Origin of the sequence: Massilia sp. LMS1-1-1.1 (assembly GCF_040815535.1) — a bacterium.
Classification (GTDB): domain Bacteria; phylum Pseudomonadota; class Gammaproteobacteria; order Burkholderiales; family Burkholderiaceae_D; genus Janthinobacterium; species Janthinobacterium aestuarii.
On the sequence record NZ_JBFPNG010000056.1, the window covers coordinates 393,458 to 413,675 of the forward strand.

The 20,218-nt window shown below is 65.7% G+C and carries 17 protein-coding genes; 7 read left to right on the forward strand and 10 right to left on the reverse strand.

Translation table 11 applies throughout. The annotated features are described in order from the left end of the window. Positions 1-36 precede the first annotated feature (36 nt). Genes mdcE through mdcA form a run of 5 tightly spaced genes read right to left on the reverse strand, consistent with a single transcriptional unit; the run spans position 37 to position 4,552 of the window. Positions 37-849 carry a biotin-independent malonate decarboxylase subunit gamma gene (mdcE, locus tag MRBLMS1_RS26400; RefSeq protein WP_485883179.1) on the reverse strand — a complete coding sequence of 271 codons (813 nt, stop codon included), beginning with the start codon at positions 847-849 and terminating at the stop codon, positions 37-39. Next, entirely contained in the window at positions 846-1,700 is an 855-nt protein-coding gene (locus tag MRBLMS1_RS26405) for a biotin-independent malonate decarboxylase subunit beta (protein ID WP_485883181.1), read from the reverse strand. The genes mdcE and MRBLMS1_RS26405 overlap by 4 nt, the downstream gene beginning before the upstream one ends. Next, positions 1,697-2,005: a malonate decarboxylase subunit delta gene (locus tag MRBLMS1_RS26410; RefSeq protein ID WP_034751150.1), complete on the reverse strand. Its 309-nt coding sequence runs from the start codon at positions 2,003-2,005 to the stop codon at positions 1,697-1,699. Before MRBLMS1_RS26410 ends, MRBLMS1_RS26405 begins: the two co-directional genes overlap by 4 nt. Next, complete coding sequence (locus MRBLMS1_RS26415) at positions 1,992-2,879, reverse strand: triphosphoribosyl-dephospho-CoA synthase (RefSeq protein WP_485883184.1); 888 nt, start codon at positions 2,877-2,879, stop codon at positions 1,992-1,994. The genes MRBLMS1_RS26410 and MRBLMS1_RS26415 overlap by 14 nt, the downstream gene beginning before the upstream one ends. Continuing rightward, on the reverse strand, positions 2,879-4,552 hold the full coding sequence (gene mdcA, locus MRBLMS1_RS26420) for a malonate decarboxylase subunit alpha (RefSeq protein WP_485883186.1): 1,674 nt from the start codon (positions 4,550-4,552) through the stop codon (positions 2,879-2,881). Before mdcA ends, MRBLMS1_RS26415 begins: the two co-directional genes overlap by 1 nt. Before the next feature lie 118 nt (positions 4,553-4,670). Here mdcA and MRBLMS1_RS26425 point away from each other — a divergent pair, with 118 nt between their 5' ends. Then, positions 4,671-5,591 (forward strand): LysR family transcriptional regulator, encoded by a 921-nt coding sequence (locus MRBLMS1_RS26425; protein WP_485883188.1) that lies wholly within the window; start codon positions 4,671-4,673, stop codon positions 5,589-5,591. Positions 5,592-5,657: 66 nt separating this feature from the next. On the opposite strand, the gene MRBLMS1_RS26430 is transcribed toward MRBLMS1_RS26425, so the two are convergent. The 3 genes from MRBLMS1_RS26430 to MRBLMS1_RS26440 are packed head-to-tail and all read right to left on the reverse strand — an operon-like array spanning position 5,658 to position 10,528. Further along, positions 5,658-7,499, reverse strand: coding sequence for a glycoside hydrolase family 15 protein (locus MRBLMS1_RS26430; protein WP_456149575.1), 1,842 nt, complete (start codon positions 7,497-7,499; stop codon positions 5,658-5,660). A 3-nt stretch (positions 7,500-7,502) separates the two neighbouring features. Further along, on the reverse strand, positions 7,503-8,264 hold the full coding sequence (otsB, locus tag MRBLMS1_RS26435) for a trehalose-phosphatase (RefSeq protein ID WP_485883190.1): 762 nt from the start codon (positions 8,262-8,264) through the stop codon (positions 7,503-7,505). Next, the gene (locus MRBLMS1_RS26440) at positions 8,264-10,528 is read right to left on the reverse strand and encodes an alpha,alpha-trehalose-phosphate synthase (UDP-forming) (protein WP_485883193.1); all 2,265 of its coding nucleotides are present in this window, start codon (positions 10,526-10,528) and stop codon (positions 8,264-8,266) included. Before MRBLMS1_RS26440 ends, otsB begins: the two co-directional genes overlap by 1 nt. Before the next feature lie 260 nt (positions 10,529-10,788). Here MRBLMS1_RS26440 and MRBLMS1_RS26445 point away from each other — a divergent pair, with 260 nt between their 5' ends. The 4 genes from MRBLMS1_RS26445 (at position 10,789) to MRBLMS1_RS26460 (ending at position 14,804) form a co-directional block, all read left to right on the forward strand. Then, positions 10,789-11,904 carry a mechanosensitive ion channel family protein gene (locus MRBLMS1_RS26445; RefSeq protein WP_485883195.1) on the forward strand — a complete coding sequence of 372 codons (1,116 nt, stop codon included), beginning with the start codon at positions 10,789-10,791 and terminating at the stop codon, positions 11,902-11,904. A 51-nt stretch (positions 11,905-11,955) separates the two neighbouring features. Beyond that, the gene (locus MRBLMS1_RS26450; RefSeq protein ID WP_485883197.1) at positions 11,956-13,251 is read left to right on the forward strand and encodes a cation:proton antiporter; all 1,296 of its coding nucleotides are present in this window, start codon (positions 11,956-11,958) and stop codon (positions 13,249-13,251) included. Positions 13,252-13,360: 109 nt separating this feature from the next. Continuing rightward, positions 13,361-14,542, forward strand: coding sequence for a serine hydrolase domain-containing protein (locus MRBLMS1_RS26455; RefSeq protein ID WP_485883199.1), 1,182 nt, complete (start codon positions 13,361-13,363; stop codon positions 14,540-14,542). A 91-nt stretch (positions 14,543-14,633) separates the two neighbouring features. After that, on the forward strand, positions 14,634-14,804 hold the full coding sequence (locus MRBLMS1_RS26460) for a hypothetical protein (RefSeq protein ID WP_175444627.1): 171 nt from the start codon (positions 14,634-14,636) through the stop codon (positions 14,802-14,804). On the opposite strand, the gene MRBLMS1_RS26465 is transcribed toward MRBLMS1_RS26460, so the two are convergent. Then, positions 14,801-15,184, reverse strand: a complete 384-nt coding sequence (locus MRBLMS1_RS26465; RefSeq protein ID WP_046685558.1) for a YkvA family protein — start codon at positions 15,182-15,184, stop codon at positions 14,801-14,803. The two genes, MRBLMS1_RS26460 and MRBLMS1_RS26465, sit on opposite strands and share 4 nt — an antisense overlap. 92 nt (positions 15,185-15,276) lie before the next feature. On the opposite strand from MRBLMS1_RS26465, the gene MRBLMS1_RS26470 reads away from it, so the two are divergent. Next, on the forward strand, positions 15,277-16,392 hold the full coding sequence (locus MRBLMS1_RS26470; protein WP_485883202.1) for a DNA topoisomerase IB: 1,116 nt from the start codon (positions 15,277-15,279) through the stop codon (positions 16,390-16,392). Here MRBLMS1_RS26470 and MRBLMS1_RS26475 read toward each other — a convergent pair. Next, positions 16,346-16,576 (reverse strand): hypothetical protein, encoded by a 231-nt coding sequence (locus MRBLMS1_RS26475; protein WP_485883204.1) that lies wholly within the window; start codon positions 16,574-16,576, stop codon positions 16,346-16,348. The genes MRBLMS1_RS26470 and MRBLMS1_RS26475 overlap by 47 nt on opposite strands. 264 nt (positions 16,577-16,840) lie before the next feature. On the opposite strand from MRBLMS1_RS26475, the gene MRBLMS1_RS26480 reads away from it, so the two are divergent. Next, on the forward strand, positions 16,841-20,212 hold the full coding sequence (locus MRBLMS1_RS26480) for a hypothetical protein (RefSeq protein WP_485883206.1): 3,372 nt from the start codon (positions 16,841-16,843) through the stop codon (positions 20,210-20,212). The last annotated feature ends 6 nt before the right edge of the window (positions 20,213-20,218 follow it).

Below are 20,218 nucleotides of genomic sequence, written 5' to 3' on the forward strand. Positions count from 1 at the left end.
AATAGGAATGACTTGCTGTCTTCTCTGTTGTTTCCCCTACCACTGCTGCCCCAGCACCTCCCTGACTTTTGCCGACGCCTGGCGGTGCGGCGCACCCAGGCGGCTGGACAGGTCCGGCAGCGGGTCGGCGCGGATGTCGGCCAGGGCCGCCCGCAGGCAGGCCTCGACGGCGGCCGCGTCCTGCGCCGACGGATCGTCGGGCTGCGCCACCTGCAAGGTTTGCCACAGCAGGCCCAGGGTGGCGTAGTTGCCAATGTCGTAGGCCATCGGCGCGATGGTGGCGGCCAGCGCTTCGAGTGCTTCCACGGTGCGCAAGGTGATGCGCGCGGCCGACGCCTTGCCCATCGCATGCACCATCACTTGCGGGTCGTCGAGCGCGATCAGGCGGTTGGCCTGGTAGCCGTGCGCGAGGAAGGCGCCCGACATGGCCTTGCCGACGATCAGGCCGATCACGGGATGGCCGGCCAGGCGCGCCTCGGCGTAAGCGCCTGCCGCGCCGGCCAGCGCCTGGTGAATGCCGTACGCCTCTTCACGCCGGCCATACGCCTGGCTGGCCACGTCGATGACGGCGACGATGGGGCGTTTCACGGCCAACTCGCGGTCTTCAAGCACCACCTGCCGCACGGCGCGCGCCAGCTGCCACGCCTCGACCAGGCCGACTTCACCCGTGCGGGCGCGCGTAAAACGGTTGTCCGGGTCGGGCAGCACGGCAATGTAGCGCGCCGCTTCGCCCGCCAGCGGCGCGTCGACCACGCGCACGGAAGGCGGATAGCCGTCCAGCGGCGCGGCATGCTGTGTCAGGGCCGCGAGCCAGACGGCGCCGCGGCTCGTATCGGTGATGGCGTTCATGCTGAGGTTCCTTTGCTGTAGATGGCGCGCACGGCTTGCGGCGTGGCTTGCGGGCCGGCGTCCACTTGCGCCAGGCGGGAGAGGAAAACATCGGCCTGGCTGCTGCGGTGCTGTGCTGGCACCCCACGCGCGAACAGTTCGGCCACCGTGGCGCGCATCTGCGCCGTGTCGTCTTCGACATAGGCGTCGGCCAGGCCGCTGTGGAAGCGCTGTTCGCCGCCCGTCAGGCTCCAGATGAACGGTTTGTTGCGCGAGTCGAATTCGTCCACGCCCGCTTCCTGCTCGATCACGGCGGGGCCGTTGAGACCCAGGCGCGCCTCGCGCGTGACGACAAGGTAGCTGCACAAGCCTGCCGCGATCGACATGCCGCCGTAGCAGCCCACGGTGCCGGCCGTAATGCCGATGACAGGCTGGTAACGGCGCAGGTCGACGATGGCCGCATGGATGTCGGCAATGGCAGCGAGGCCCAGGTTGGCTTCCTGCAGGCGCACGCCGCCCGTCTCGAACAGGATCACGGCGCGCGTCGGTATGCCGTTGCGGTTGTCGCGCGCCGCCAGTTCCAGCGCGCCAGCGATCTTCGCGCCGCCCACCTCACCCATGCTGCCGCCTTGGTAAGCGCCCTCGATGGCCAGCACCACGGCCGGCTGGCCGCCGAACAGGCCCTTGGCCACCACCACGCCATCATCCGCCTGGGCCGTCACGCCTTGTTGCGGCAGCCAGGGCGAAGCGATGCCGCAGAACGGGTCAAGCAGTTCGCGCATGCTGCCCGCATCCAGCAAGGCCTTGGCCCGGCTGCGCGCGCCCCGTTCGATGAAGCTGTCACGCTCGAGTAATTGCTGCAATGTGCTCATGCCGCCCTCCCCGCTTGCAATTCTTCGTACGCTTGTTCGATGCGCATGCGCACCACGCCCGGCGTGGCGCCGCAATCGTTGATGACGATGCGCGCCGCCGGCAGCGGCTCGCCGCCGAATACGCGCTGCAACAGCGCATCCCACACGGCGCCCTTGCCATCGACCGAGGTGTTGACGACGATGCGGGTCACGCCATCGCTGCCGGGCTGCAGCAGCACTTCCAGGTCGCCCGAGCCGACGACGCCGGCCAGCGCGCGCCCTGCCGCCGGCTGCCCGGCCGGGAATGTATAGTCACGCGTTTCCATGCGCTTCTCCTTCTGTCAATCGGTCGAGGAACAGGGTGGCCGCCAGCAGATCGGCCGCGCCGCCCGGCGAGACGCCGCGCGCCAGCGCCACCGCTTCCAGCGCCAGCAGCGCTTCGGTGCCGGCGGCAGTGGCCGCGCCGCCGGCCGCCAGCACCCGCGCAGCGCCTGCCTGCACTGCCAGCAAGGCCGATTCGCCGCCGCGCGACAGCACGCAGGTGTCGTCCAGCTGGCTGACTATGGCCAGCAAGGCGTTCAGGCGCGCCGTCGTTTCGTTGTCGCCGCGCTCCCGAGAGGCATGCAGCTGCACCAGCCCAACGCCTGTCACCAGGGGAAAGCCGGCCCGGGCCTGGCCGCGCGCGCCGTCGACCTGGTACTGGCGGCATGCCAGCTCGCCCTTGTTGCCGGTGGCGCCAGGCGCGCCGCGGTCGTGCAAACGGGCCAGCGCGCCGGCCCGCGCCGCCACGGCCTGCGGCGCCAGCGACGCGCCGCGCGCGTCCTGCTGCGCCGCCGCCGTCACCAAGAGGCCCAGTGCCCAGATGGCGCCACGGTGCGTGTTCACGCCGCCCGTGGCTGCCAGCATCAGCGCTTCGCCATCGCGGCCGATGGCGCCGATGCACTGGCGCAGCAAGTCGTCGTCTTCACTCTGCGCGCCGGCGTCGGCCATGGCGGCAAACACGGGCTCCAGCACGCAGGCCGAATGGCACATCAGGGCCCAGTTCAAGTCCGTGTGGGCGCCACGGCTGCGCAAGTCGACCAGGCCAGGTTTCGGCGTCAAGGTCACTTCGTCGAGCAGCGCCTGCAGCACTTGCCGTCCCAACGTGGCGCAGCGTTCCCGCACCGGTGTCATCGTCATCATTGTGCTCATTGCAATCATTACCAGCTCCTGAATTTGGCGGGTGGTTGATACAGGCCGTCCGACCATTCGACCAGGTCGGCGATGCTTTTCGCGGCCAGCAGCGAACGGCTCGCCGCGCCGCGCTGCACGCCGATATCCTCGGGCAGCGCGATCAGGCCGTCGGCGCGCAATTTGGCCGTCGTCTTCGGGTCGTGGCGCAGGCCGATCGGCGTCACGCCGGCGACAGCCGCCAGCATGGCCTTGCGTTCATCGAGCGAGCGGGCCTTGTACAGGTAGGCGATGCCCTCTTCCGTCAGCACGTGCGTGACGTCGTCGCCATAGATCATCACGGGCGCGAGCGGCATGCCGCTGGCCTGGCCCACGGCCACGGCATCGAGCGATTCGACGATCGTCGGCTGGCCGCCATCCTGGAACGTTTCGACCATCTGCACCACCAGCTTCTTGCCGCGCGCGAGCGGATCATCGGTTTCGATCAGGTCCAGCCAGGCCGGCGTCGGGTGGCGCCGGCCATGCGGATCGTGGCCCATGTTCGGCGCGCCGCCAAAGCCGGCCAGCCGGCCATTCGTCACAGTCGACGAATTGCCCAGGCCATCCATCTGCAAGGTGGCGCCGATGAACAGGTCGACCGCGTACTGGCCCGCCAGCTGGCACAGGGCGCGGTTTGAGCGCATGGAGCCGTCGCGGCCAGTGAAGAACACGTCGGGCCGCGCGGCCGCATAGCCTTCCATGCCCAGTTCCGCGCCGAAGCAGTGCACGCTCTCGACCCAGCCCGTCTCGATGGCCGGTATCAGGGTCGGATGCGGGTTCAGCACCCAGTTGCGGCAGATCTTGCCTTTCAGGCCCAGCTGCTCGCCATACGTGGGTAAAATCAGCTCGATGGCGGCCGTATTGAAACCGATGCCGTGATTGAGCGACTGCACCTGGTGTTTTTCATACACGCCGCGAATCGCCATCATGGCCATCAGCACGTGCACGGGCTTGATCACGCGCGGGTCGCGGGTAAACAGCGGTTCGATGAAGAACGGTTTGTCGGATTGCACGACGAAATCGATCCATGAGCCGGGCACGTCGACCCTGGGTAAATCGCTGACGTCGTCGACGATCTGATTGACCTGGGCGATGACGATGCCGTCGCGGAAGGCGGCCGATTCCACCAGGGTCGGCGTGTCCTCGGTGCTGGGGCCCGTGTACAGATTGCCCTGGCGGTCGGCCATGTAGCCGGCCACCATGACGACGTTGGGCGTGAGGTCGACGAACAGGCGCGCATACAGCTCGATGTAGGTGTGGATGGCGCCAACTTCCAGCAAGCCATCCTGCAGGAACTGGGCGATGCGCAGGCTTTGCGTGCCGGCAAACGAGAAATCGAGCTTGCGGGCGATGCCCCGCTCGAACAGGTCCAGGTGTTCGGGCAAGCTGACGCTGGGCATGATCAGGTGCAGATGGTGGATCTTGTCGGGATTGACCTGGGTCAGCATGCGGGCGAGGAAGTCGGCCTGCTTCTGATTATTGCCTTCGAGGACGACGCGGTCGCCCGGCGCGAGCAGCGCTTCGAGCACGGCGACCATGTCGCCCTGCTGCAGCACGGGGCCGTTCGCGTACTGGCGCACGGCGTCCAGGCGGCGGCGCTTCTCGGTGCGCCGCGTGTCCCATTGTTTTTGCCGCTGCGCTGGCGCTGCTGTGGCGGTTGACATCTTGCCTCCGAATTAAGCTATCGAACCCTGACGATAGAGCGAAAACGGGGCCGCGACAATCAACCTGCTACCATGTTCATTACCCTGAAGTTAATGAACTCACGATAATCCGCTGATCATGGCCATCAATGAAGAAATCACGCTGAAAAAGCTCGAGGTTTTTCTCAGCTTTATGGAATTGAACAACCTGGCGCGGGTGGCCGACGCGCTGGGCCAGAGCACGGTCAGCGTGCACCGCGCCCTGCACTCGCTGGAAGACGGCTTGCGCTGTCCCCTGTTCAAGCGCGAGGGCCGCAGCCTGATCCCCCTGCATGCGGCCTACACTTTTGCCGAATCGGCGCGGCGCGCGCTGGCCGAGTGCGAGGAAGGCGTGCGCAAGGTGCGCGAAATGTCGGGCATCAACCCCGTGCGCCTGAAGATCGGTTCGCTGTATTCATTGACCCTGCACTGCATCCCGCAGCTGGTGATCGCCCTGAAGCTGCGCCGGCCCGGTCTCGACATCGACCTGACCCTGGGCTCGAACCGCGAACTGCTGCAAAGCCTGGCCGATGGACGCCTGGACGCCATCATCGTCGGCGTGCAGGAAGAAGAACAGCATGCCGGGCTGGTGGCCGTGCCCCTGTTCCAGGACGACGTCTACCTGGCCGCACCGCTAGCCTCGCCCTATGCGGGCGCCGCCTCGGTGGACTTGCAGCAGCTGCGCAATGACAAATTCGTCACTCTCAACGAAGGTTTCGTCACCTCGCAAAGCTTCAACCACGCGTTCGACCTGGCGGGCTTCGTGCCCGACACGGCCATGCGGGTCGGCGACATCTTCTCGCTGATCAACCTCGTCAGCGGCGGCATCGGCTACAGCCTGCTGCCGGGCCGCGTGCGCGCCTTCAGCTCGCGCATCGAACTGCTGCCGCTGGACGCGCGCTACGGCTCGCACCAGCAGATTACCCTGCTGATGCTGAGCAGCCGCGAGCGCGACCCGAATTTGCTGGCGCTGGCGGCGGAGTGCAGGTTGTATGGACGGCGCGAGCCTGCCGGCGCATGATTACCCATGGAAGGGCTGGGGTCGGACCCTGAGGGTCCGACCCCGGAACTTGCTTTTGGGGTGAGCTTACACCGCACTATCCCAAGGCGCCGACAGCCGCACCGCGCAGTTGATCAATCCCACCATCGAATACGTCTGCGGGAAATTCCCCCACATCTCGCCCGTCACCGGGTGCGTATCTTCCGACAGCAGGCCCAGGTGATTGCGCGCCATCAACATCGTTTCGAAGATTTTGCGCGCTTCGTCTTTCCTGCCGATGCGCGCCAGGGCGTCGATGCGCCAGAAGGTGCAGATGTTGAAGGCCGTCTCAGGCTTGCCGAAGTCATCGGGCGCTTCGTAGCGGCGCATGTAGGGGCCGTCGCACAGCGATGCTTCCAGCGCGTCGACGGTGGCGATGAAACGGGGGTCCATGGGGTCGATGAAGTTGACTTCCGCCATCAGCAGGACGGAGGCGTCGAGGTCGCGCCCGCCCAGGCTTTCTGCGAAGGCCTGGCGCTCCTCGCTCCACGCCTCGCGCAGCAACCTCTCGCGTATCAGCACGGCGCGGCTGTTCCAGTGGTCGGCCCGATCCGGCAAGCCCAGTGTATGGGCGACCTTGGCCAGGCGGTCGCAGGCGGCCCAGCTCATCAGCATGGACGAGGTGTGGACCCTGGCCCGCGTGCGCAGCTCCCACATGCCCGCGTCCGGTTCCGCGTGCAGTTTGAAGGCCTGGTCGCCCACGGCTTCCAGTGCGGCGAACTCGGCTTTTCCGCCCCGGTGGAACAAGCGGTGGTCGAGGAAAGCCTGCGCCGCGCCCAGGACGATGTTGCCATAGACGTCGTGCTGAAAATGTTCCTGCGCCTGGTTGCCGACGCGCACGGGACCATTGCCCCGGTAGCCGGGCAAGTGGTCGAGCATGGATTCGGGCAACTGCTCTTCCAGGCCGATGCCGTACAGGGGCTGGATGTGGCCGCCTTTCGAGCGGGCGACGATATTCGTCAGCCAGCGCAAATATTCTTCCATCGTGCCCACTTCGGACAAACTATTGAGTGCGCGCACGACGAAGAAGGCGTCGCGCAGCCAGCAATAGCGGTAATCCCAGTTGCGGCTGCTGCCAGGCGCTTCCGGAATGCTCGTCGTCATGGCGGCAATGATGGCGCCCGTGTCTTCATATAAAGACAGTTTTAATGTGATGGCGGCGCGGATGACCACATCCTGCCATTCCAGCGGCACGGCCAGGCGGCGCGTGTAGGTGCGCCAATAGTTGATGGTTTCCTTTTCAAAGATGCGCGCCGTCTCGTCGATGCCGCCGGCCAGGGTTTCATCGGGGCCCAGCAGGAAGTTGGCCGTGCCGCCCAGCACGAAATACGTTTCGCTCAGCACATAGTTGAGCGACACATCGGTGTTCAGGCGCAAGGTCTGATCCGGCCCCACGTAGCGGATATGGTGGCTGCCCTGCGTGACCTGCGGCGCCAGCTTGCCCCAGTCGTAGCGGGGGCGCAGGCGCACCCGGATGCGCACGGCGTGGTCGAGCGGGCGCACGCGGCGGATCAACATCAGCGGGCGGAACATGCGGTCGCGGCTGAGGAATCGGGGCGCGAAATCCGTGATTTCCACGCCGCGCCCATCCGTGTCGTACAGCCGCGTGCGCAGCACGGCCGTGTTCGGCTCGTAGAATTGTTCGCTGCGGGCAAAATTCTCGATGTCGATCGCCCACACGCTGCCGTTTTCCGTGTCGTCCAGCAAGGTATTGAAGACGGGGTCGCCATCGAAACGGGGCAGGCAGGACCAGACGACCTGCCCCGCCTGGTCGATCAGGGCGCTGAAGGCGCAATTGCCCACCACGCCGCAGTTGAGGGACGCTTGCGCCGGCGGCGCAGTGGCGGCGGATGCGTGGGCACCGCTGGGGGTGTCATAGGATGTCGTCATCGGCTACTCCTTGAACGGGGATACGGACGCGGCCAGCAATACGGTGCGCAGCACGTCCGGGCTGGCCAGGCGCAGGCTGGCGGCGCTGGGGCCGCTGCCCACTTTCACGCCCTGCCCCCCAATTTGTTGAACATAGGCAAAGCCTGCCTCGTCGGTGGTATCGTCGCCCGCGAACACAGGCAGACGTCCCTTGAACGGCACCTCGGCCATGAAGGCGGCAATGGCGCCGCCCTTGTCCGTGGCGGCCGGCTTGGCTTCCAGAACCATTTTGCCATGCAACAGCAAAAGACCGGGGCACGCTTGCACGGCCAGCGTCATTTCCTGCAGGCACAGCTGCTCCAATTCCGGCGCCAGCCGGTAATGCAGGGCCACGGCGCCGCGCTTGTGTTCCACCAGCAAGCCGGGGTACTTCGCCGCCAGCGTACGGGCATGCGCCAGCACGAGCGATACGTCGGGCGTGGGCGCCACATGCCGTGTGCCATCGGCGCCGCGCCGCTCCACGCCATGCACGCCGGCCACGGGCAAGATCAGTGGCGCCAGCATGGCATCGATCTGCGCCACGGGGCGGCCGGAAACGAGGGCCAGCGCGCCGCCATGCCAGCGCGCCAGCAGCATCAGCGCATCGACCACGCCCGTTTCCAGGCGCACGCCGTCGGGCGTGGGCGCCAGGTCGACCAGGGTGCCGTCGAAGTCGAAGAAGACGGCGCTGCCGGGCGCACTCAGCAGTTGCAGCAAGGCTGCGCTATCGTCGGGAATCTCCGCCATCAGATCCCCTTGCGCCGCTTGATGCGGCTGTGGGCATCGATCTTGGTCATGACCTTGTCGCGCTGGCGCAAACGGGCCGCATCGAGCAGCATGCGCCCGGCCCAGCGGTAGACATTGAAATGTTTCACACGGGCCCGCATGCTCTTCATGCGCTCGCGCTGTTCCACGGGCGGCATCACGAGAGCGCGGTACAGGGCGTCGGCGCCCTGCTCGATATGGTAGGGGTTGATGATCAGCGCTTCGTGCAGCTCGCGCGCGGCGCCCGTGAATTGGCTCAGCACGAGTACGCCCAGCTCGTCGTCGCGCGCGGCGATGAATTCCTTGGCCACCAGATTCATGCCGTCATGCAAGCTCGTCACCATGCAGACCTCGGAAGCGCGGAAATAGCGCTGCAAATCGTCCTGGCCATGGTGTTCCGCTTTCAGCAGGATGGGCACGTAGTTGCCGCTGCCGAAGCGGCGGTTGATGCGCTCAACCATCTTGCGCACCCGGGCGTCAAAACTTTGATACTCATCGAGCGAAGCGCGGCTGGGAGCGGCGATTTGCACGAAAGTAAAGTTGCCAACCATGCCAGGCTGCTGTTCCAGCATGCGCTCGACGGCCTGAAAGCGCTCGACGATGCCTTTCGTGTAATCGAGGCGGTCCACGCCGATGCCCAGCAAGTGGTTGGGCGTCACGCCCAGTTCGCTGCGGATTTGCGCGCGGCAGGTGGCCACGTCGGGCTGGTCCGGGTTATCTTCCGGCCAGGCGATGGAAATCGGATAATCCTCGACTTGCGTCATCTCGCCGCCATAAGAAATGGTCGATGCTTCCGGCTCGATGCGCGTTTCCAGGTAGCGGTCCACCGTTTCGAGGAAATTCTTGCGGTGGAATGGCGTGTGGAAGCCCAGGATCGTGCTGCCCAGCAAACCGTCGAGGATTTCCTCGCGCCATGGGCAAATGCCGAACGATTCCGAGTTCGGCCACGGGATATGCCAGAAAGTGATAATCGTCGCCTTCGGCAAGGCTTCGCGCACCATGCGCGGCAGCAAGGCAAAGTGGTAATCCTGCACCAGCACGACGGGGTTGTCCGTCTTCGCTTCCGCGATCACGGCGTCGGCAAAGCGGCGGTTGACCTTCACATACTGCTCCCAGTCGGACGAGCGGAACACGGGGCGCACATGGGCGATATGGCACAGCGGCCACATGCCTTCATTGGCGAAGCCATAATAATAGCCCTGCTCTTCTTCTTGCGTCAGCCACACGCGGCGCAAGGTATAGCTGGGATTGTCCGGCGGCACGGGCACGTGGTCGAGCTTGTCGACCGTCTCGCGGTCGGCGGAACCGGCGCCATGCGCGATCCACGTGCCGGAACAGGCGCGCATCACGGCTTCCACGGCCGTCACCAGGCCGCTGGCGGGACGCTGCACGGCAACACCGGTCTCTGTTTTGGTGTGGATATACGGCTCGCGGTTCGAGACCACGAGCACCTGGTCGCCGGACAAGTCCGCTTCCAGCAAGGCGCGCAGCTTGTCCGGCGTCCAGTCGGACGACCAGCCGTTATCGCCCTGGCGCTCCAGATGGTATTCCTGCAGCAATTCACGCAAGTCGCCGATCAGCGGCTGCATTTCCGGCGGCGGCGCGGGCGCGGCGGCCGGTGCGGCGGCGGCAACGGCGGGATTGTTCTTCGACAGCAATTCGCCGCGCAGGATGTCCTTGACGGCCGCCAGCCAGCCGCGCCAGCTCAGGTGGGCCACGAACACGGTCATCAGGGAAATGAGCACGGCCAGCACGGCCAGGAAGGCAAAGATAAAACGTTTGGTATCCGTATTGCGGCGCTCGACAAAGCTCATGTCCTGCACCAGCACCAGGCGGCCCAGCTGGGATGCGTCCTGCATCACGGGCGTTTCGCTGATGTGGACTTGCCCTTGCGGCAATTGCGCCAGGGATTTGTACAAGCCGCCCGTGGAAGGCGTGCTCCAGCAGCCGATGGAGGCGGGGTATTGCGCGGACTGGTACAGCAAATGGCCCGCATTGTCGCAAAAGCCGATGGCGATCAGGCGCTCGTCGCGCGTGGCGCCCTGGAACAGTTCGCTGATGCGGGTGGTATCTTGCGCGGGCAGGTATTCGGTGAGCGAAGGCCGGAGGGTTCCAGCGAGCAATTCCGCCCGGCTGTCGAGGTCGCGCACATACCAGCGCAGGGTGATGTTGTCGAGCAGGGGTACCACAATATAGGCAAACAGTCCCAGCACCAGGGCCAGTGGCAGGATGAAGCGCAAGGACATTCGGAGTGATCGTACTATCATCGTTTTCCTTTGCAAAAACAAAAAGCATGGCAAGTATGACTATGTTTCCACTGCGGCGACGCCCGTTTGCTTTCCGTATTGAAACGTCAACGTGACATGGCGCAGCGCAGCAATTGGTTCCAGTATCCACGTTGACGCAGGTCTTATCCGTTCGGCAACGCACCTCCCCGTTACGCCATCTGCCCGTAAAATACCCGCTTCCGACATCCATTTCATTTAAGAACAAGGAGTTTTCGCCTATGGATCTCAGCACGTTCCACTCGCTGATGGGAGGCCCGCTGCGCTCGGCGCTGACCGTGCTCGTTTCCGCCCTGCTCGTCACCCTGGTTGCCATTGGCGTGCACCGGGCCGGCATCGGCCTGCTGAAAAGACTGGCCAATGGCCACCCGCTTGCCAGCAACGTCGCGCGCGTGGCCTTCCGCGCCAGCCAGCTGTGCCTGATCGTCTTCGGCTTGCGCATGGTGCTGGCCAGCGCACCCGACGACACGCCGGGCCTGGTCGCCATGTCGCACCTGGCCAGCGTGGCGCTGATCATCGCGCTGACCTGGCTGGCCATGCAATGCATCGAGTCGCTCAGCATCACGATTTCCCAGATCAATCCCGTCGATGCGGCCGACAACCTGCGCGCGCGCCGCCGGATCACCCAGGCCCGCGTGCTCACGCGCAGCGCGCACGCCATCGTGGTCCTCCTGGGCCTGTCCTTCGTGCTGCTGACCTTGCCCGGCGCGCGGCAGATCGGCGCCAGCCTGCTGGCTTCGGCCGGCGTGGCGGGCCTGGTGGCCGGTATTGCCGCCCGTCCCGTGCTCGGCAATTTCATCGCAGGCCTGCAAATTGCGTTCTCGCAACCGATCCGCATCGACGACGTGCTGATCGTCAACGGAGAATGGGGCACGGTCGAGGAAATCAAGGGTACCTACGTGGTCGTGCGCGTATGGGACGAGCGCCGTTTGATCGTGCCGCTGCAGTGGTTCATTGAAAATCCGTTCGAGAACTGGACGCACACCTCCTCGGAGATTCTGGGTACGGTCTTTCTGTGGCTCGATTTCAGCATCCCGATCGAGCCGCTGCGTGCGGAACTGACGCGCATCTGCGAAGCGGCACCCCAATGGGATGGCCGCGTCTGTACCGTGCAGGCGACGGATTCGAACGAGCGGGCCGTGCGCGTGCGTTTCCTCATCAGCGCTGTCGATTCAGGCAAGGCGTTCGAATTGCGCTGCCTCGTGCGCGAGCAGATGCTGGCCTTTATCACGACGCACTATCCGCACGGCCTGCCCCGCTTGCGCTCGACGCACGACCCCATCGAGCTGCACGCCATGCAGGCGCAGAACGACAGCGTGTCGCTGCACAAAGCATAAAAAAACCCTGCGGCGCGCTGCCCTTGCCCGCGCGCCGCTACAATGGTTCACATGAGCACCACCGCCTGGTTCATCCTGATCGGTTGCCTGATGCTGGCGCGTGGCCTGGGCGCCGATGGCATCGCGCGCCTGCCATTGACCTCGGCCATGGCTTACCTGGGCGTGGGCTTGCTGCTGGGGCCCATGTTCCTCGGCCTGTTTTCGTTCGACCTGGTGCAGCAAGCGCCCCTACTGGAAACCCTGACGGAAATTGCCGTCCTCATCTCCCTGTTCTCCGCCGGTGTCAAGATGCCCGTGCCCTTCAGCCTGGCGCGCTGGCTGGCGCCGCTGCGCCTGGCGTGGCTGTCGATGGCCATCTCCGTGGCTCTGGTGGCGGCCTTTGCGTGCCTGGTGCTGGGCCTGCCCCTGGGCGCGGGCATACTGCTGGGCGCCATCCTCGCGCCCACCGACCCCGTGCTGGCCACCGACGTGCAGCTGCGCCATGCGGGCGACCGCGAGCAATTGCGCTTCATGCTGACCAGCGAAGCGGGCATGAACGATGGCAGCGGCTTTCCCTTCGTCATGCTGGGTCTGGGCTTGCTGGGCCTGCATGAGCTGGGGCCGCACGGGGTCACCTGGCTGTGGCGCGATCTGGTCTGGGCCAGCGCGGGCGCCATCGCCCTGGGCGCGGCCGGCGGCGCGCTGCTGGCCTGGCTGGGCTGGCAGGTGCGCGCGAAGGAGCCGAAACACGCGATGCTGGACGACCTGGCGGCCCTGGGCTTGATCGCCCTCGTGTATGGCGTGTCCACGTGGCTGCACGCGTGGGGCTTTTTGGCCGTGTTCTTCGCCGGCGTGGCCTTGCGCCAGACGGAACTGCGGCTGGCCGGCGCGCCGAAAGACCGGCACGGCTTGCTGCAGGCCGAGGAAACCCATGCCGTGTCCGCCGCCAAGCCGCACGACAGCGACGTGACGCTGACCGTCAGCGGCGAATCCCTCGTCTTCAAGGAACATCTGGAACGCCTGTCCGAACTGACCCTGGTGCTGCTGCTGGGCGGCGCCGTCACGGCCGCCGCCTGGAGCTGGCAGGCGTGGAGCGTGGCGCTGTTCCTGCTGCTGGTGGCGCGCCCGGCCAGCGTGATGCTCGGTTTGCTGGCCTCGGGCACCAGCATGCGCCTGCGCGGGCTGGCCGCCTGGTTCGGCGTGCGCGGCATCGGCTCGCTGTATTACCTCAGCTATGCCATCGCGCATGGCTTGGCGGACGGCATGGCGCGCGAACTGGCCGACATCACCCTGGTCGTCGTCATCCTGTCCATCGTCGCCCACGGCCTGACGGTCAAACCGCTGCTGGAACGTTACTGGCGCAAATAAGCGCCATCTGCGCCTGTTTGTCATTGCTCCGCAGCAATGTTTTGTCAATTGCCCCTATGGCGGGCGGAAATATTGTTAAGATAATTAAAAATGGCAAAAGAGAGAAGCAATGAAACGAAGAAGCGTGCTGGGACTGGGCGTCTCGATGGCCCTGCTGCAAACGGGCTGCGCCACCGATCCGGCCAGGCTGGCGTGGGAAACGGCATTTGACGGCTTCATGCGCGATGGCCTGGCCCGCACGGAAACGCCGGGCATGAGCGTGGCCGTGGTGCGCGGCGAGCAAACGATTTTCTCGCGCGGCTATGGCTGGGCTGACATCCAAGCCGGCAAGAAGGCCGACGCCAGCACGGTGTTCCATGTCGCCTCCGTCAGCAAGCTCGTCACGGCCACGGCCGTCATGATGCTGCTGGAGCAAGGCGCCTTCCAGCTCGACGACAAGGTGGCGGCCTACCTGGACTTCCCGCTCATGCATCCGAAGTTTCCCGACGTGCCGATCACCTTTCGGCACTTGCTCAGCCACACCTCGGGCATTTCCGACGCCGTGTACGAAAAGACGACGACGTTTGCCGTCCAGGGCGACCCGCGGTTACCGCTGCGCGACTTCGTCAAGGGCTACCTGTCGCGCGGCGGCGCCTGGTATGACGCGGACGTGTCGTTCGCGGCCCGGCCCGGCACGGAATGGCGCTACAGCAATGTCGGCATCGCCCTGCTCGGCTATCTGGTGGGCCGTTTGAACCCCGATGGCCTCGACGCCTTTACGCACGAGCACCTGTTCGAACCGCTGGGCATGGACAGCACGGCGTGGAATCTGGCCGGCTTGCCGCGGCGCGCCGTCGTTGCCCAGCCGTATGCGCACAAGGAACCGGGCCTGCAAGCGCTGCCGCCCGTCGGCTATCCGGACTGGCCGGCCGGCCTGCTGCGCAGCTCGGCGCATGACTTTGCCCGTTTCCTGGCCATCTTCAGCAATGGCGGCCGGGTCGATGGCCACCGCTACCTGCAAGATTCCACCCTGCAATTGTTTTTCGCCCCGCAAGCGGCCCCCGTCGTGCCTGCCGATTCATCCGTGCGCCAGGCTTTGGTGTGGCTGCTGCGCGACGTCAACGGCAGGCCGCTGGCCACGCACAGCGGCGGCGACCCGGGCGCCGCGTCCGTCGTCTGCGTCGACCGGGCCAGCAGGACGGCCGTGCTGGCCTTCGCCAACGTCAGCGCCGACAAGGAGTTCCGCTCATTCCAGAAAGAAGTCGTGCTGCGCCTGCTGGCCCATGGCGGCAGCGGCGCACAAGCGCGGTAGGCATGCCGCTTGTGTGAGCGGGCGCACGGTGGCGCCCGGGCAAGAACGTATGCTGTGCTGGTCAGATTTGACACTCAACAAGGAGACCGGCATGACTAACCGCATCGGCAACAAGGACGTGGCGCAGCAGCGCAGCAAGAGTGAAAAAGCCCGCATCAAGGCGCAGAACATCGCCAACGAGGCGGTCAAGAAGGCCGAGGCCAGGGCCAAGTACCGCAACGCCGTCAAAGGCCAGCCGGGCCAGCCCGCTCCGGCAGGCTAGGCGCCGAACCAGCCGCGCAATTTCTCGGCGGCCCGTTCCTTGACCTCGGCCGTGATGTAGGTGGCCACCGTGGCGACGGCCGCCGCCAGCACGGCCAGGTCATCCGCATAGCCGACCACGGGCGTGATGTCGGGAATCGCATCGATGGGCGAAATGAAATAGCCGAGCGCGCCATAGATGGCCGTCTTGGCCCACAGCGGCGTATTCGGCTGCTGCGCCGCGTAATACAGCCACAGGGCTTTCTCGATGACTTCGCGTCCCGCCGTCTTGGCGAACTTGACGACCTTGTCCCAGAAGCTGTCATCCGTGTATTTCTTTTCATACTGCTTGTCGGCCTGGGGGGCGTGGTCTTCTTCCAGATTCTTTTTTCTGCCAAACATCTGCTGCTCCTGTCTGCCGCGCACGGCGTTACGAATGCGCACCTTAGCATAACGGCGCGGCGGGTGCGCGGCGTACAAGGTACGCTATATCCATGGAAATATCCGCCACCAACACGGCCCGCGCCGCCGGCCTGCGCTACACGGGCGACCATCAGAGCGGCATCGCCCGATTCGGCAAGCCAGGCAAGTTCCGTTACCGCGACGGAGGTGGCCAGATCGTGCGCGCTGCCGCCACCCTGGCGCGCATCAAGGCGCTGGCCATCCCGCCGGCCTGGACGGACGTGTGGATCTGCCCGCACACGAATGGCCATTTGCAGGCGACGGGGCGCGATGCGCGGGGCCGCAAGCAGTACCGCTACCATGCGCGCTGGCGCCAGGTGCGCGACGAAGTGAAATACGAGCGCATGCTCAGCTTTGGCCGCGCCCTGCCCGCCATCCGCGCCGCCGTCGCGCGCGGCATGCAGCTGCCAGGCTTGCCCCGTGAAAAAGTGCTGGCCACCATCGTGCATCTGCTGGAATTGACGATGATGCGCATCGGCAACGAGGAATATGCGCGCACGAACAAATCGTTCGGCCTGACCACCCTGCGCACGCGCCACGTGCAGGTCGACGGCAGCGCCGTGGCCTTTCACTTCAAGGGCAAGAGCGGCGTGCGCCACGATATCCGCCTGAGCGACCGGCGCCTGGCCAGGGTGCTGCAGCGCATGCGCGAACTGCCGGGGCAGGAACTGTTTCAATATGTCGATGAGGATGGCGTGCGCCACGGCATCGGTTCAGGCGACGTCAACGATTACCTGCGCGAGATAACGGGCGAAGACTACACGGCCAAGGATTTCCGCACCTGGTCCGGCACCCTGATGGCCGCGCTGGCCCTGCAGGCGTTCGAACAGGTCGATTCCGATGCGCAAGCGAAGAAAAACATCGTGCAGGCAATCGAGTCCGTGGCCAAGAAGCTGGGCAACACGCCGACGATCTGCCGCAAGTGCTATGTGCACCCGGCCGTGCTGGAATCGTATCTCGATGGCAGTCTATTGGAAGGCATGCAGGCGCGGGCGCGGCAGCAGATGCAGGACGATTTGCAGGCGCTGGCGCCGGAAGAAGCGGCCGTGCTGGCCTTGCTGCAGCAGCGGCTGCAGGCGCAGGCCAGCAACAAACCAGCGGTCAAGCCTGGCGCGCCGGCTGGGGCTGGCACTGGGCCGACAACGTAAGGGCGTCGCTGCTGCAGACCGGCAAGGCGCCGTGACCGGCATCGCGCGCCACTGGGGCCGGCACGGCATCGTCCGGCTGCGCCTCGCCCGTATTCATCAAGGTGGCGGCCAGGGTCGAGAACGTAAACAGGCAGATCAGCAGGAATGGCTTGTTCACGTAGATGGACTGGTCTGGCTTTTGCATCGCATACTCCGTCGGACTGGTTGGCTGTTGCAGCATGAACACGATCATCGCGTGTTTCCGCAAGGCATACAATCAGACAGTTTCGACAAGATGGGTAGGACAGCGCTGACAGGCTCAGCGATAAGGTGCCGTGTCGGAAAATTTGACACCTGCTCCGTCCCGTTCCCGCCAAGTCCTTGTTTTTGCGGCACAATTAATACAGGAACGCTTCCTGCTTGACCTCCTGCCTGGGCACGCTTGGCGCCAGTCTATGGGGGAACGATCATGAGCTTTATCAAACAGGCGCTGCTGGCGCTGCTGCTATGTGCAATGTCCGCCGCGCACGCCGCCAGCATCGGCTACACGGCAACATCGCTGGGCGGCACGCAGTGGCGCTACGACTATACGGTCAGCAACACCACCCTGGCCGTGCCCATCGAGGAATTCACCTTGTTCTTCAGCGTGGGCCAGTACGCCAACCTGCAGAGCGGCTTCACGCTACCAGGCTGGGACGTGCTGGTGGTGCAGCCTGATCCCGCCATTCCCGCCAGCGGCTACCTCGACGCGCTGGCGCTGGTCGGCGGCATCGTCCCCGGTGCCACGCTCACGGGCTTTTCCGTCACCTTCGATTACCTGGGCGCGGGCAGCCCCGGCGCCCAGCCGTTTTCCATCCTCGACCCTGTCTCCTTCATCGAGCTTGAGGCGGGCATCACGCAGCCGGCCGCCGTCGCCCTGCCGCCCACGCCATGGCTGCTGCTGGCGGGCGTACTGGCCATGGCCTGCCTGCGGCGCCGGCAGCTGGCGGGCGCCGCGCTGGCGCTGACCTTGTGCGCCTGCGGCGGGCCGAACGATCCCACGCAGCCGGCCGCGCCGAAGGTCATGCTGGCCGCCGCCGCGACCACCAGCGGCACCACCCAGGCCGCCGGCGACCTGGAAGTGACCTTGCTGGAAAAAGTGGCCGAGCAGCGCGTCAACCGCACGGCCTGGGACTACACCTACCGCGTGCACATCCGTAACAATGGCAGCGAAGCGGCCGTCAACGTGCAAGCCGTGCTGGCCAGCGCGCCCGCAGGCAGCACCATCATCGATGGCGACGTGCTGGCCGGCAGCATCGGCGCGGGCGCCACCGTCACGCCGGCCGACACCATCACCGTGCGCATCGAGCGCAGCATCGCCTTCCAGAGCACGGGCCTGACGTGGACCTTCAGCACCGGCGACGGCATCGTCCTCGATCCCGTGCGGCCAGCGCAAGTGGTCGTGCTGCCGCTGGCCGAGCTGGGCTTTCCCGACGGCGCCGACAGCGTCAAGGCCAGCGGCGCCGTCACGGACGTGCTGCTGCAGGACGGCAGCCTGCGCTTTTCCACACCCGGCGACACGGGTGTCGACCAGCACGCGCAATTTTCCCTCAGCAAGGGCGGCAAGGTCACGACCCTGGACCTGCTGATCCAGACGGCACTGCCCACGGCCGTGGAAACCTATGTGGAACCACGCGACGACGGCAGCGTGCCGACCACGGCGCCCGTGCTGGCCATCACGGGACTGGGGCCGAACAACCGCCTGCAGCCGGGCGGCCTCGCGTTCCGCCTCGTGGATGCTGCCCCCATGGCCTTGCAGGATGACAGCGACGGCCTGCTGTCCGGCCCGAATGACGTGGCCATCAGCCTCAAGACCTACTGGACGTTCGATGCGGCCAGCGGCACCTTCAGCATCGGCGCCACGGCCATGCAACAACTGCTGGCATCCTTGCCCAACGGCAGCTACGACCTGAACCTCAATTTCGTCTCGCAAGATGGCGAGTTCACGGCCAGCTATGCCTTGATCGTCATCAAATCCGGCATCGTGCTGCAAGGACAGCTGCGCACGCCGGCGGGCGGCAATGCCACGGGACTGGCCGGCAAGAAAATGCTATTGGCCGGCTACAACAACCACCAGCGCCAGGTGGCCGTGGTCGACGCCACGGGCGCCTTCCACTTCGACGGCGTACTGCCCGATACCTACCAGCTGACCTTGAACGACCTGGTCCACCCGAACGTGGTCAGCGTCAGCGCCGTCGTTTTTGAGAACAGCAGCAACGTCAATGTCGGCATCGTCTATCCGTATGGGACTAGCCTGGCCCTGCGCGCCGGGGCGCAGACCTATGCGGCCGCTAGCGTCACGCAGGATGGCGCCGGCCCGCCTGCGCGCGACCTGCCCGCCAGCCCCCGCGCCGCGGGCGACGCCACGCCGCAGGATGACGAGGACAGCAAGACGTTCACGGCCATTGCCGCCGCGCAAAACCAGACCATCACCTCGCCCATCGCCTTCACCGTACCCGAGGACACGAAAAACGTGGGCGTGAAAATCACCGTCAGCACGGCCGAGTATCCCACCTACACGACGGCGCAAAGCCAGTACAACGATACCTGGTCATACGCCGTGACCGGCTTGCCCGGCGTCAGCCTGGCCGCCACAGGCGCCGTCAACCAGTCGCACTTCACGCAAGGCACCATCGTCAGGACGGAGTGCGTCGACGTCAGCAAGCAGACCAGCAATGGCGCGCTGAACCTGGGCGGCAACGTCAGCGCCACGAATATCGGCGACAGCGCCCTGGCCACCGTGACGACGGTGGAATTGAGCCTCGCGTGCAAGGGTTTGAAGGTGACGCAGGCGAAGTTCAGCTCGCCGAACCAGGCCGCCCGCCCCGTGCTGCAGCCGATCAAGCTGACGGGCAATCTGGCGGGGCCGTATGTCGCCGTGTCGCAAGGAACGGCCACGGCCACGCATACGCTGCCGCTGGAATTGCACTACACGCCGGCGACGGCAAAGATTACGGAAATCAACATCGGCATATCGTCGGGCGGCGGCAATCCCGCCTTCAGCACGGAGAATTTATTGTCCCAGACGAATACCAAGACCGCCGGCACAGTAAAATTTCCCGGCCTGGTGCTGCCTGCCTTTGCTGGTGCCAAACTCGACAAGAAGGCCGTCGTCACGGTGCGCCTGAAGGGCAGCGTCGATAACGTCGATGCCAGCTCCGACCCGGCCGAAGGCGGGCAAGTGGAGTTCAAGGGCGACACGGCCTACATTCCCTTGTACCTGGCCAACAACGAGACGGCGCTGGCGGGGCGGCGCTACGGCACGCGCGATGCCGGCGGCGATTCATGGGCAACGCGCCTGGCCATCGCCTGGCTGGCGGGCAAGGCTTACCGTTTCGACGACATCAGCGGCCAGCACGTGACGCAGACGGCAACGGGCCGCTCCATCCTCGGCCACAGCGGCCACAGCGACGGCCAGCAGATCGACTTGCGCTACGCGGACGGCGCGGGCGGCTACACGGACGCGCTGGGCGGCCAGAACGATGGCGCAGCCATTCAAAATCTGATCAATGACGCCAAGGCGGAAGTGGTGGCCAACCCCGCGCAAAAGCCGAAACTGGCAGCCCTGCTGGCGTGGATCGCCGCAAACCGGGCCATGCTGGCCCTGGAAGCGGCGCAGGCCAGCACGCGCGTCATCTACATCGGCCCCAGTTTCATCAAGCGGGCCCTCGTCGACGGGCGTTTTTCCGCCGCCACTACCGACCATATCCCCGGCGCTGGCGCCTGGACCAAGCCGGCAAAAGTGCACATCGAGGCGGGACACCTGAGCCACTGGCACATCAGCATCACGGCCCATCCATAAGCATGG